We start from the raw sequence: 13,618 nt of genomic DNA on the forward strand, positions 1-13,618 counted from the left end.
GCCCGATGGAAGCTCCATGACCAGCCCCAACACCCCTGCCTCTTGCCTGGACCCGGTTGCGCTTGAACGCTTGCGAGAGCTTGACCCGAGTGGTGCCAACAAGCTGATCGAGCGCGTGATCGCCGCGTATTTGAAGGCGCTGGAGCGCATGCTGCCGGAATTGGAGCGGGCTCGCGCTGAGTCGATCGACTTGAACGTGGTGCGTCACATCAGCCACACCTTGAAGTCATCTTCAGCCAGTTTGGGCGCGATGGACCTGGCGGAACGCTGCGCCACGATCGAAACAATGGCCAGACAAGGCCAAACCGACGGCATGGATTCACTGCTTGACGGTATGCTTGGGCAAGTTGCCTTGGTGCGGCAAGCCCTGCTGGACATGTCGCCAAACCCCTCATGAAAGATCAAGCCCCTTTGCTGGATAACGAACTGCCGGAACAGCCGAAAATTCTGCTCGTCGATGACGACGAGGTGAATCTGCTGTTGACCGCTGTCGCCCTGCGAGAGCGCGGCTTTGAAGTGACAGAAGCCCAGAGCGGCGTGCAGGCCTTGGCCTTGATCAACTCGGCCGCGCCGGACATGATCGTGCTGGACGCCATGATGCCGGAACTGGACGGGTTCGAGACCTGCAAGCTGCTGCGCGAAAAGCCAGGCTTTGAGTCAACCCCGGTGCTGATGCTGACCGGCCTCGATGACGACGCATCGATCAATCACGCCTACCAGGTCGGCGCGACCGACTTTTTCGTCAAATCGTCTCAATGGAGCCTGCTGGCCGGCCGGCTGCGCTACCTGCTGCGCAGTTCCCGCACCCGCATCGAGTTAGAGCGTAGCAAGGCACGTTTGGCGCGCGCGCAAGACCTGGCCCGCATGGGCAGTTTCGAGTGGTACGCCAGCAGCGGTTTCACGCTGGCCGCCGAAGCGCTGCGGGTCTTCGGGCGTGGGCCGCACGAACGCCTGGACTTTATTGGCGTGATGCGCATGGTGCCGCGCGAAGAGCGCGAACTGTTCTTGCGTTTGCTGCGCGATGTGATCGCGCACAACTCGGTGCTGGTTACCGATCTGCCGGTGACCTTGCTGGACGGGCGCCAGCGCGTGGTCCATATCGAAGCCGAGCCCGAGTTCAACGAACTCGGCAATGCCAATGGCTACACCGGCGTGCTGCAAGACGTGACCGACCGCCGCCATGCCGAAGACCGCATCCGGCAATTGGCGCATTTTGATGCACTGACCGGTCTGCCGAACCGACGCCAGCTGATCTGGCGCGTCGAACGCGCCATCGAACAAGCTCGGCGCGGCGGCCACGAGGTCGGCCTGCTGCTGATCGATCTGGATCGCTTCAAAATCATCAACGACACGCTGGGCCATGCGGCCGGTGACGAATTGCTGGTCGAAGTGGGTCGACGCCTGCGCGGCTGCGTGCGCCACTCCGATCAGGTCATGGAAGGCATGCTCGAAACCGTTGGCGGCCGTTCACACCGCACCTTGGAGGCTGTGGGGCGACTCGGCGGCGATGAGTTCGTGGCGCTGCTTCCCGAAGTGGCCGATGACAGCGACGCCGAGCGTGTCGCCGAACGCGTGTTGGAAGCCCTGCGCGAGCCGATCTTTTTGTCCGGCCAAGAATGTTTTGTCACCGCCAGCATTGGCATCGCCATCTACCCCCGTGATGGCCAGACCATGGCCGACCTGCTGCGCAACTCCGACGTCGCCATGTACGCGGTCAAGTCGCAGGGCCGCAATGCCTCGGCGCTTTACACGCCGCAATTGGCCGGCCAAGGGCGCGAGAAGTTGGAGCTGGAGAGCGCGTTGCACAAGGCGCTGGAGCGTGGCGAGATCGTGCTGCATTACCAGCCCAAGATCGATGTACGAGGCGCCCGCATGGTGGGGGCCGAAGCCTTGATGCGCTGGAAGCGCGGCGACAAACTGGTGCCGCCGGGCGACTTCATCCCGCTGGCGGAGGAAACCGGCCTGATCGTGCCTTTGTCCGAATGGGCGCTGAAAGAAGCCGCACGCCAAGCGAAGATCTGGCAACTCAATTTCGGCTTCTCCGACTCGATCGCGGTCAACCTGCCCAGCCGCATGTTCGAGCGATCCGATCTGGTTGAGCACATCCACCAATGTGTCAGCGCCTACGGCGTGCCGCACCGGGCGATTCAACTCGAGATCACCGAAAACAACCTGATGAAGGACTTGCAGAACGTGATCCCGGCGCTGCACCGTCTGAACGAGGTCGGTGTCGAGATTTCGATCGATGACTTCGGCACCGGCTATTCCTCGCTGGCCTATCTGACCACGCTGCCGATCTCCGAAGTCAAGATTGACCGCACCTTTGTGCGCGACCTCGGCATCACGCCGCAGAGCTCGGCCGTGGTCACGGCCATCATCGCGCTGGCCCGCGCGATGGGCTTGAGGGTGATCGCAGAAGGCGTGGAAACCATGCGGCAGATGGACGTACTGCACCGGCTCGGCTGCAGCCTGATGCAAGGCTTTTTGTTCAGCAAGCCCTTGCCTCCCGAAGAGGTGGAGCAGTGGCTGGCGCAGACCGTGTTGCCGCGCAAGGCGCCCTGGATCGCCCGAGCCAATGGTGACATCGACAACGGGGGGGACGGCGCGCCCCCGGAAGCGCTTTACCCCGTCGGCGGTCTTCGTTAGGAATCAGGCATGGATGAGCAACGCCGCCCCTCTCCGGCACGGTCGCCCGCGGGTGCCCCTGCGGCACAAATCGCTAAGGCCGCTTTGTTGCGTCTGGCTCAAGCGCAACTCGAACCCACCCCGGAAAACTATGCACGCGCCTACGCCGTGGAGTCGGGCACCGAAGCCGCGCCCGCAACCCTGAACGAAGGGGCGCAGTCGCTGCTCAGCAAGCTGATGACGTTGGGGGTTGGCGGCAGCCAGCAGCGCATGGACCTGCAAACCTGCGTGCGCGAGGCCCGCTGGGAGGATGCGATCCGGCAAGTCGAGCAATTGCAGGCCAGTGAAGGCCCGGCAGCGCAGGCCGAGGTGCTGGCCCAGGTGCTGGAACGCTTGGTACGCGGGCTGGAGCGCGGTGGCCGGCAGTGGACGCTGGCACGCAAGAAAGACGGCCTGCAGCGCGTCTTGGAAAACAATCGCAGCGACGCCAAGCGCATGCTCAAGCGCATGCAGCAATTGGTCAGCAGTTGGGACAGCGATGTGGCCGACGCCAACATCAGCACATCCGAGGACGACGGCAACAGTGGCTCGCCGACCCAATTCATGCTGGAGGAAGATTTTCCGAACAGCCGATCCGACAGCGACGACTCCGAGCCCGGCAGCGCGGCCGAGCCCTTGCTGAATTTGGCGCCGATGCCAAGTCCTGGCCAAGCCGACAGTCAAGCGCCCTTGAGCGCCAATTTCACTTCGGTTTGGCCCGATATCGAGACATCGCTGCATGGCACGGTGCAGCATGCGCTGCACAGCCGCGAAGGCTACGCCGCGGACTTGATGGCCGAGTTGAACGCCGCTCAAAAGGAACTGCTGCAAACTGGCGCCACGCCCGAGCGAGCCGCGCAAATGGACGCGCTGTGTCAACGTGCGCGCCATATGCTGGACCATCGCCAACACCTGTTCGATGAGCTCGGGCAGTTGTGCCGGGAACTCAGTGCCAGCTTGGTTGATCTGGCCGAGGATGATTCCTGGGCGCGCGGCCAATGCGAGGCGATGAACAACACGCTGGAGCAAGGCCTGAGCGGCCGAGGCGTGCGTTCGGTCACCGAGATGCTAGGCGGCACCCGTGAACGCCAGCGCGCCTTGCGCGATGAGCGCAGCCGGGCGCGTGATTCGCTCAAGTCTTTGATCCACCAGATGCTGGCTGAGTTGGGCGAATTGGGCCAGCACACCGACCGCTTCCAAAACAGCGTCGGGCGCTACGCCGAGGTGATCGAGAAGGCCGACTCACTGGAAAGCCTGGCGGGCGTGGTGCGCGAAATGGTCGAGGAAAGCCGCAGCGTGCAGTCGCTGGTGCGCCAGACCCAGGAACGCTTGACGCTGGAAAACCAGCGGGCCAGCAGCATGAGTCAGCGCGTCGAAGAGTTGGAAGGCGAGTTGCGCCGCTTGTCGAATGAAGTGCAGACCGATCAGCTGACCCAGATTGCCAATCGCCGCGGCCTGTTGGCCGCCTTCGCTGTGGAGCAAGCCAAGATCGAACGTGAGGCCGGCCCGGACGGTGCCGCGGAAGCTAGCGCCGAGACGGCCGCGAGCAATCGCATCGCCTTGGCCCTGTTGGACATCGACAACTTCAAACGCCTGAATGACTCGCTCGGCCACGGCGCCGGTGATCAAGCGCTGAAGTCATTGGCCGAGCGCGTCTCCAAGGAGTTGCGGCCCGGCGACTTGGTGGCACGCTATGGCGGTGAGGAATTTGTGCTGATGCTGCCGGCCACGCCATTGGATGAAGCCCAGGCGGTACTGCAGCGGCTGCAACGAGCCCTTTCCAGCAGCCTGTTCCTGCATGAAGGCAAGGACGTCTTCATCACCTTCTCGGCCGGCGTCACGCATTACCGGCCCGGCGAAACCCTCGAGACGGCGCTGGACCGGGCCGATGTGGCCTTGTACGAAGCCAAGCACACGGGCAAGAACAAGGCCTGCGTGGCGCCTTGACCCAAGCAAGGCGAAAGCGCACGAGACAGCGCTAGCAACAGCGCCTCGGGTGCCCCCGCCTGTGCGGCGGAGCTTGGCAAGCTTAGAAGTTGAAGGCCAGGCGCAAGCCGCCCCAATGCTTGCCGCCCACCATGATGGGAGCCGAAACTTCCTTCAGCAACACGAAGTTGCCGCCGCCCATATCGCGCCGATAGGTTTGCAGCAAGAAGGGCCGCTGATTGCGCGCCGAGGCCAGCCCGGTGCGGTCATTGAAGATGCGCCGATAGCGGCTATTGGCGGTATTCCACACCACATCGCCGCTGCGCTGCGGCTGGCAATACTTCTTGTTGTGGGTCGCCACATAACCATTTTGGTCCACGGCAATGCAATAGACCACCTTGCCGCTGAAGGACAACATGCGCTCCTGCACGGCGGGGAAGAGCCGGTCGGCGACGTCGACAAAGTCGGTCAGACATTGCGCGGGATTGCTTCCGGCCACGGGGCGGTAATGTGTGTCAAACAGCTGTGCCGTGCTGATCTGGCCGCGCTGCACGGCCCCTTCCAGCAGGGTGGAAATCTCGGCGGCGGCCGCTTGAGCCGCGCGGATATAGGGTGCGTCGTCGACCTCAATCCCCGACCCCGCGATTTTTTCGATCAGTTGTTCCGACAGTTTCAAGAAGCGCTCGCTGCAGGACAAGGCAGCATCCAGATTGATCATCGCCTGTTGCACATCCTGCTCCAGCGTGGCCGCACGCTCAGACAAAGCTTGCACAGTGCGCTCACTCTGCAAGGCAGATTCGGCAATGCCATCGACATCGCTGCGCACTTCACCAAAGGCCTGATGGATAGCGCTTTGCTGCGCCTGCGAGGCATCGCGGCGCAATTCGCGGCTGAAGGCCTCAATGCGTGTATCGAGGGCCAGCACCGTGCCCATGATGGCCTTGGATGAGCTCTCGACCTTGCCAGCCAAGTCCTTCACCGCATCGGCGACCACGCCAAACCCTCGCCCCGCCTCGCCGGCGCGACGCGCTTCAACCGAGGCGTTGAAGGCCACCAGGCGGGTCTGCAGGGCAATCTTGGTGATCTCTGACGCGGCTTCCGACACTTGGCGCAGTGTCTGCACGATGCCGCCCACCTCGTTGCCCACCCCTTCCAGCGCGGTGCTGGCGCGGGACACTGCCGAGCGCGATTTTTCGGTGGCCTGGCTGATGGCTTGCTGGGCCTGACGCACCTCGGTGAGATCGTTCGACAGCTCGCCCATCGCCTGGGCCTGCGCCATCACGACCTTTTGCGTGTCTTCCAACACACCGCGGACCTCGGCCGCGTCCTTGCCTACACCGGAGGCCGAGCGCGCAATTTCTTGGATCAACAGTTCGGATGACTCGGTTTGCCGAGGCCGCTGCGGCGGCGCGCTCGCTTGAATCTCAATTTCCGGCTTCTGCTTCCACCAAAGTGCCACGTAGTCCTCCAAGAGCGGTCGCACCGACCGCCCGCTGTTCTTTTGTGCGACTTGCCGGCTCAGGCGAGTCGACAGCAAGTCTGCTGCAAGCTTCGCGCAGCGTCTTACCAGTCGCGCAGCTTGACACGCAGACGGGCGATGGCCTGGCTGTGCAGCTGACAGACCCGCGACTCGGTGACCTTCAAAACCACCGCGATTTCCTTCAGATTCATGTCGTGCTCGTAGTACATGCTCATCATGTGCTGCTCACGCTCGGGCAGGTTCTTGATGGCGGCCACCAGCGCTTCGCGCATACGGTGGTCCTGCAACTTGAGCATCGGGTTGTTGCTGTGGTCGGCCACATGGCGATCAAGGAAGTCCTCATCGCCCTCATCGCCGGACATATCCTCTAGATACACCAGCTGCGTGCCGCGCACCTTGCCCAACAGATCTTGGTACTCGGCCAGCGGGATCTTCATTTCGGAGGCAATTTCGCTCTCCACCGGCGCGCGGCCCAGCTCTTGCTCGAGCTTGCGCACCGCGCCTTCGATCTCACGCTGCTGGCGACGTGTGCCGCGGCTCATCCAGTCGCCGCCGCGCAGCTCGTCCAGCATGGCACCGCGAATACGCTGAGTGGCGAAAGTTTCAAACTGAACGCCCTGGCCGATATCGAACCGCGACAAGGCATCGGTCAGGCCGATCAATCCGACCTGGATCAGGTCATCGATCTCCACATTAGCCGGCAACTTGGCGATCATCTGATGCGCCAGTCGTCGCACCAAGGGGCTGTATTGCTTGATGAGTGAGGAATTATCGAGGCGGCCTTTGGCGGTATACATCATCAGCTCCAGCGGCAATCAAACAGTGGCGGCGGACAAAAACGGCGAGCGCTGCGCGGGGCGCAGTGGGCTGGCGTTGACCGAGGCCTCCAAGGCCGCTCCGGGTGGGGCAGCCATCAGCAATTCACGCGCCAAGTGGCGGACTTCAGGGGCAATCGGTGCGGTCGGTGGGCATTTCGGGTCCATGCAGGCCCAGTCACGCAGCACCGCACCGAGGAAACCATCGGCGCAGCTGCTGATCTGCTGAGCGATCCGGTCAGACAAACGCAGCTGCGGCGAGCTGGCCAGCAAAAGGCTGTAGACCATCAGGCCGGCACGGCTGGCCAACCACTTCATGCCGGCGTAGGCATGGGTGACGCTTTGAGTGTCGGTGTCGGCCAGCAGCACCGGGCGCACTTCGCGCAAGGCCACCACGCGCGCCAACTCGGCGGCGCTGGCGTGCAGCAAAACCACATCGGCGTGCGGTGCGGCATCGGTCACCGCTTCCAAAAACTGAGCAGCCGAGCCATTGGCATTGATATAGCGCATCGGCAGGCCGCGGGCTGCCAAGTAGGACACATCTTTGGACAGTCGGTCCACGCAAGAACTCAGGTCCACCGAGGCCAGCTCGGAAGGCTTGGGCGAAGTCTCACCCGCGTCCACCACCAGGGTGTGCAGACCGAGCTCGGCGAAGGCGGCACACAGTCCCTCCAGCAACACGCCGGAACCCACCACATGCGGATTGCTGACCACCGGGATGAAGCGCACACGCGAGCTGGCGAACAAACGACGCAGGCCGTCGGCCTGATCTTGCGGGGCCAGGGAGTGGTGGGGGAGGTAGTGGTCGCGCATGATGCTGTCCAATTCTTTTATTGATCGGCGGGGCGGCTTAGAAGGCGCCCATGGCGGCCGCGTGCTGGGGGCCAAGCGCGGGCCCACCGGCAAAAATCAGGTTGACGTCGGCGTTGTCCATGCGCCAGGCGCCGGCGGCCACGGCACGCAGCGCGCGCTGTACCAGAGCCTGAGACGACAGACGGTGCCAGTCTTCGGGCACACGCTGACCGTTGGTCACACCCAAGACCTTCAGCTTGTGGCGGATCAGCGTGTCCAGCGCAGGAGCCAGCTTGACGGCCTCGTCGATCTTGGACAAGACCACGCCGTGGCATTCAGACGCGCGCCAGGCACTGACCACGTCTTCAATCGTCTCGCCCTGTTGAGCGGCGTTGACGACCAAAATCTTACGCACGCTGCGGTGCGCCAGCATGTCGAGCAGTTCGTTGGTGCGGGTGTCACGCTGGGCCATGCCGGCGGTGTCGATCAGCACCATCTTCTTGCTGGACAGCAGCTCGAGCAGGTCTTCCAAGGAAGCGCGGTCATGCGCGGTGTGCACCGGCACGCCCAAGATGCGGCCATAGGCGCGCAGCTGTTCGTGTGCGCCAACCCGGTAGGCGTCCAGCGTGATCAGGCCCAGATTGGCGGCGCCGAAGCGGGTCGCGAAAGCGGCGGCGATCTTGGCGGTGGTGGTGGTCTTGCCGACGCCGGTGGAGCCGATCAAGGCGAACACGCCGCCCTGCTCTTCCAAGGCCGGGCTGGCCTCGTCGGTCATCAGGTTGCGAGACAGCACATTGGCGGCCCAACTGGTTTCGTCGGCGGCCTCGTTCGGCCCGCCCTTGAACTCGGCGGGGCAGCCTTCCACCAGCTTCCGCACCAAGGCGGGCGAGAAGCCGATTTCCAGCAGCTTTTGGGTCAGGCGCGCCTGCACCGGCTGGCGCTGCAGCTTTTCCATGAAGGCCAAGGCACCGAAGCGCTCTTCGATCAGACCCTTCATCGAGCGCAGCTCGTTCATCATGTCTTGCTGATCGCGACGGCCACGGTTGGGCAGATCGGCCAGCTCATTCATTTGACCAAGATCGGCCATGCCGGCCAGATCACGCTGCATGGCGGGCACGCGGATCTCGTCGCGCAGCACAGGCGGAGCGCGGCGCGCAGGGGCTGCCGGAGGCGCCACCGGAGCGGCTTCGGCACGCCGTGGTTGCATCGCCTGCAAGGCGGCTTGAGCACGCTGCTGACGAATCGCGCTGATCGAGCTAACGCCGGGTTGCTCGAAAGCAGGTTCGGCTGCGACAGCAGCGCTGTGGATCGGATCGGGGCGGCCATCCAGCTCGGCCTGGCGACGCTTGAGCACGCGCTCACGCACATAGTCCTGGAAGGACAAGGTGCTCATGGCCAGCGTCTGCACATCTTGATCGACCTCGGCGTTGACCGGGTCGGCATAGCCAAAGCTCGGCTCCTGACGCTGACCGGTACGCGCGGCAAAGCTGCGCGAGGCGTTCGCTTCGGGTGCTTCGGCAGCCGGACGGGCTTGCACACGGCTTGGGGCTGCCACGCGTGGGGCAGTGGCTGCCACACGCTCTATCTGCGACATGCCTTCCGGCGCCATCGCCAAGACCTCGACGCCTTCGGCGCAAGGCTTGTTGGACAGCACCACGGCATCATCACCAAAGGCCCGGCGCACCAGGGCCATGGCTTCGCGGGAGGTTTTAGCGGTAAAGCGTTTGACGTTCATGCCGTGCCTCCGATGATGGAACCGATACGGATGGAATGGGTTTCAGGAATCTCGCTGTGACCCAGCACCTTCAGGCGCGGCGCAGCGCGGCGCAGCAGTTTGGCCATGGGGGCGCGGATCAGGTCGGGCACCAGCAAGCAGGCGGGCACGCCACGGTCTTCCTGGGCTTGCGAGGTTTCGGCGGCGCTGCGGGCCAGGGTGTCGGCGACACCGGGGTCCAGGGCGGCGCCGTGGGGGGAATTCAGGGCCTGGGTGACCAGACGCTCCAGCTCAGGCTCCAGGGCGATCACGTCCAGCTCCTTCACCGGGCCATAGATCTGCTGCACGATGGCCGGGGCGATGTGGGTGCGGATGCGGCGGGCCAGCTCGGCCGGGTCATTGGCCACACCGGCGGCAGCGCTGTTCTCGGCAATGCTCTCGACGATGGAGCGCATGTCACGGATGTGCACGCCCTCCTCCAGCAGCAGCTGGAGAACTCGTTGCAATGTTGCGATGCCGACCATTTTTGGAATCACGTCTTCGATCAGTTGAGGCGCTTGTTTTGTCAGGTGTTCGACCAGTGCCTGGGTCTCGACCCGGCCCAGCAACTTAGCTGCGTGGACCTGCATCAAGTGTGAGAGATGGGTGGCCACCACGGTCGAACAATCAACCACGGTAAATCCAGCCATTTGCGCCATTTCCTTTTGCCGGTCTTCGATCCAGACCGCCGGCAGGCCAAAAGCAGGGTCGGTGGTCTGGGTGCCGATCAGCTTTTGGGTGGCGTGCCCAGGGTTGATGGCCAGCCACATGCCCGGGAAGGCCTCGGCCTCGCCCACCACCGCGCCACGCAGGCTCAGGCGGTACTGGCTGGGTCGCAGCTCCAGGTTGTCACGGATATGCACCGCAGGCGGCAGGAAGCCCACCTCCTGCGCGAATTTGCGGCGCACGCCCTTGATCCGGCTAAGCAAGTCGCCCTCTCGGGCCTTGTCGACCAGGCTGATGAGGCGATAGCCCACTTCCAGGCCCAGGGTGTCGATCGGGATCAAGTCATCCCAGCTGGCTTCACCATTCGGTTCACCGGTCGGCACCACAGGCGCGGCGGCGCTGGCCATCTCGGCCCTGGCCTTGGCCTGATCACGGGTGCGCAGCCACCAGGCCAGATAGCCCATGCCGCCGGCGATCAGCAAGAACACCAGATGCGGCATGCCCGGAATCAGGCCCAGCATGCCGATCACACCCGCGGTGATAGCCAGCGACTTGGCCGAGCCAAAGACCTGGCGACCGATCTGGCTGCCGATGTCTTTATCGGTGCCCACGCGCGACACCACCATGGCCGCAGCCACCGAGATCAGCAAGGCCGGTACCTGGGCCACCAGCGCGTCACCCACCGCCAGCAGGATGTAGGAATCGGCGGCCTGGCCGGCCGACAAGCCGTGCTGAGCCATGCCGATGATGAAGCCGCCGACGATGTTGATGACCAGGATCAGCATGCCCGCGACGGCATCGCCACGCACGAACTTGCTGGCACCGTCCATGGAACCGAAGAAGTCGGCCTCGTCGCCCAGCTCGGCGCGGCGACGCTTGGCTTCGGCCTCGTTGATCAGGCCGGCGTTCAGGTCGGCGTCCACCGCCATCTGCTTGCCGGGCATCGCATCCAAGGTGAAACGCGCGCCGACTTCAGCAATCCGCTCCGCACCCTTGGTAACCACGATGAAGTTGATCACCACCAGAATCGCGAACACGATCAAACCGACGGCGAAGTTACCGCCAATCAAGAAGTGCCCGAAGGCCTCGATGACTTTGCCAGCGGCGCCAGTGCCGGTGTGGCCTTCCATCAGGACGACACGAGTGGAAGCGACGTTCAGCGACAAGCGCAGCAAGGTGGTCAGCAGCAGCACGGTCGGGAAAGCCGCAAAGTCCAGTGGCTTGACCATATTGGCCGCCACCATCATCACCATCACCGCCATGGCGATGTTGAAGGTGAACATCAGGTCCAGTGCAAATGGCGGCAGCGGCAGCACCATCATGGACAGCACCAAGATGACGGCAATTGGTGCGCCGAGGGCGCTCAGCACGGCCGCCCGTGGCCCCAGCAATGTTTGCAATTGAGCGATCAGCGCGTTCATTATTCTTCGTCACCTTCCAGATCGGGGTCGGCTGGCAAGCCCGAGCCAGGTTTGTTGTGCGGGTCGAGTTCCGGCGGCACCGGTGGATTCGGCAGATCCGGCGTCGGTCCACGGCCGGCCATGGCGGCCTTGAGCTGGTAGACATAGGCCAGCACCTGGGCCACGGCAGAGAACAAGCTGACCGGGATTTCTTTGTCCAGCTCCGCATGGGCATAGAGCGCCCGCGCCAGCACCGGCGACTGCAGCACCGGCACCTTGGACTCCTTGGCCAGATCGCGGATCTTCATCGCCAGCAAATCAGCGCCCTTGGCCACTACGCGCGGGGCGGCCATGCTGGCATCGTCGTACTTCAGGGCCACGGCATAGTGGGTCGGGTTCATCACGACCAGATCGGCGGTGGGCACGGCGGCCATCATGCGGCGGCGCGAGGCCTCCCGCATCTTGGCGCGGATCCTGGCCTTGATTTCCTGGTTACCTTCGGCCTCTTTCATTTCTTGCTTGACCTCTTCACGGGTCATGCGCATGCGCCGCATGTAAAGCTGACGCTGCAAAGGCACATCGATGGCGGCAAACAAGGCCAGGGCAATGCCCAGAAACACCGCGCCGCCCATCAATTGATGACCGGCATAGGCCAAAGCAGCCGGCAGTGGCACCGACATGATGCCCACGAAGCTGGCCATACGGTCCTTCAGCACCACCGCGCCGATAGCACCGAGCACCAGAGCCAGGGCCACCGCCTTCATGGCTTGGCCGACGCCCTGCCCGCTCAGCAAACGTCCAAAGCCGCTGATCGGATTCAGGTGCGAGAACTTGGGCGCCAGAGGCTTCATGGTCCAGTTCCAGCCGCCCGACGCGATATTGCTGGCCACCGCCACCAGGCAGAAAAAAGCGCTGATCGGCAGCATCAGGGCCAAAAAACGAAGGGTCAGATCGCTCAGGCGTGCGCCCATGAAATCGGCTCGGGCGAGCATGCTGGCATCAAAATGCAGCGCGTAGACCAGCATCTGCTGCAAGGCATCCACAATGCGCGGGCCGCCGACGCTGAGCAGCGCGCCGCCCGCCACCATCATCGCGAAATGAGGCAGATCACGCGAACGCGGCAACTGGCCTTCGGCCCGAGATCTCTCGATCTTCTTGGCTGAGGCCGGTAAATTTCTGTCTTGTGCGTCTTGGTCGGCCATGGCAATGAAAACTGGGCGAGCATAGAAATTGCTCGCAGGTCCATTGTTCGCGGTGGCCGGAAAAACTTAAGCCAGAAAAGATCGGTAAAACAGGCCGTCCTTTGGCGTGACAAAGTACCGACGGCAAAAGCGACACGGGGCAACAGCTTGCATCGAATAGGACTCAGGCTGGTTTTGGCACCATGCAGTCCTTTGCGGACTGCATGGTGCCAAGCGTCGCCGGGGGCGCAATTCCGCTCCTGTCCCCCGCCGCCGCCTTGTAGGCGCCGGCTCCTCCTGATATCTACTCATTCCGCTCCGTCCGTGCTGACCGGAGCTCGCCGAAACGATCCCGCGATCCTCCTTGGGCCTAGAGCCCGAGGTAAAGACTGGGACGCTTGGCGAATTCGACGCTGTAGCTCGAACGGTGTCTTGGGGCGCCGCCGGAATTGCCTCCGGCGGTGACCTCGCATATCAGGATGCGCAAGTCGAATGCCTTCAGCACCTTTTGGAGATTGCCGATGGTTTCCACGATTGGCTGCGACGTCAGCAAGAAGAAGTTTGATGCGGCCTTGATCGTCGCCCCGGGCAAATACAAGTCCAAAGTGTTCGAGAACAGCGTCGCCGGATTTGGCGCTTTCTTGGCGTGGATGGACCTCCACGCGCCTGGCGGCAAGTCGCAAACCCATGTCTGCATGGAGTCCACGGGTGCTTATCACGAGCAGCTGGCGCTCTATCTCCACGATCATGGCGTGAAGGTATCCATCGTGAATCCGCTGTTGGTGAAGCGTTTCATGGAGGCCGAAGGCCTGCGCAACAAGACCGATGGCGGAGATGCCAAGGCCATCGCGCGCTTTTGCGGGATGCATGAACCCCAACCCTGGGAAGCGCCCAGCCGTGGAGTTCGGGAGTTGCAAGCGCTGGTGGCGCGGCTGGATACG

Annotated in this window: 10 protein-coding genes; 4 read left to right on the plus strand and 6 right to left on the minus strand. The window is 63.4% G+C overall.

The genetic code is table 11. From position 1 onward, the window contains the following. Positions 1-16 precede the first annotated feature (16 nt). Genes WG899_RS15000 through WG899_RS15010 form a run of 3 tightly spaced genes read left to right on the plus strand, consistent with a single transcriptional unit; the run spans position 17 to position 4,611 of the window. Positions 17-397, plus strand: coding sequence for an Hpt domain-containing protein (locus WG899_RS15000; protein WP_339596443.1), 381 nt, complete (start codon positions 17-19; stop codon positions 395-397). Continuing rightward, positions 394-2,646 (plus strand): putative bifunctional diguanylate cyclase/phosphodiesterase, encoded by a 2,253-nt coding sequence (locus tag WG899_RS15005; protein ID WP_339596444.1) that lies wholly within the window; start codon positions 394-396, stop codon positions 2,644-2,646. The genes WG899_RS15000 and WG899_RS15005 overlap by 4 nt, the downstream gene beginning before the upstream one ends. A 9-nt stretch (positions 2,647-2,655) precedes the next feature. Continuing rightward, positions 2,656-4,611, plus strand: coding sequence for a GGDEF domain-containing protein (locus tag WG899_RS15010; RefSeq protein ID WP_339596445.1), 1,956 nt, complete (start codon positions 2,656-2,658; stop codon positions 4,609-4,611). Positions 4,612-4,693: 82 nt separating this feature from the next. Here the strand turns inward: WG899_RS15010 and WG899_RS15015 are convergent, their stop codons facing one another. The 6 genes from WG899_RS15015 to flhB are packed head-to-tail and all read right to left on the minus strand — an operon-like array spanning position 4,694 to position 12,698. Then, a complete protein-coding gene (locus tag WG899_RS15015; protein ID WP_339596446.1) occupies positions 4,694-6,127 on the minus strand; it encodes a methyl-accepting chemotaxis protein in 1,434 nt (477 codons plus the stop codon). A gap of 26 nt (positions 6,128-6,153) precedes the next feature. After that, the gene (locus tag WG899_RS15020; RefSeq protein WP_339596447.1) at positions 6,154-6,867 is read right to left on the minus strand and encodes an RNA polymerase sigma factor FliA; all 714 of its coding nucleotides are present in this window, start codon (positions 6,865-6,867) and stop codon (positions 6,154-6,156) included. Positions 6,868-6,885: 18 nt separating this feature from the next. Continuing rightward, on the minus strand, positions 6,886-7,698 hold the full coding sequence (locus WG899_RS15025; protein ID WP_339596448.1) for a MinD/ParA family ATP-binding protein: 813 nt from the start codon (positions 7,696-7,698) through the stop codon (positions 6,886-6,888). 37 nt (positions 7,699-7,735) lie between these two features. After that, positions 7,736-9,412, minus strand: coding sequence for a flagellar biosynthesis GTPase FlhF (gene flhF, locus WG899_RS15030; protein WP_339596449.1), 1,677 nt, complete (start codon positions 9,410-9,412; stop codon positions 7,736-7,738). Continuing rightward, positions 9,409-11,517, minus strand: a complete 2,109-nt coding sequence (gene flhA / locus WG899_RS15035; protein ID WP_339596450.1) for a flagellar biosynthesis protein FlhA — start codon at positions 11,515-11,517, stop codon at positions 9,409-9,411. The genes flhF and flhA overlap by 4 nt, the downstream gene beginning before the upstream one ends. Then, positions 11,517-12,698: a flagellar biosynthesis protein FlhB gene (gene flhB / locus WG899_RS15040; RefSeq protein ID WP_339596451.1), complete on the minus strand. Its 1,182-nt coding sequence runs from the start codon at positions 12,696-12,698 to the stop codon at positions 11,517-11,519. Before flhB ends, flhA begins: the two co-directional genes overlap by 1 nt. 500 nt (positions 12,699-13,198) lie before the next feature. On the opposite strand from flhB, the gene WG899_RS15045 reads away from it, so the two are divergent. Continuing rightward, a partial coding sequence (locus WG899_RS15045; protein WP_339596452.1) for an IS110 family transposase occupies positions 13,199-13,618 on the plus strand: 420 nt, incomplete at its 3' end.

The sequence above is a fragment of the Paucibacter hankyongi genome (assembly GCF_037482915.1).
Taxonomy (GTDB): domain Bacteria; phylum Pseudomonadota; class Gammaproteobacteria; order Burkholderiales; family Burkholderiaceae_C; genus Paucibacter_A; species Paucibacter_A hankyongi.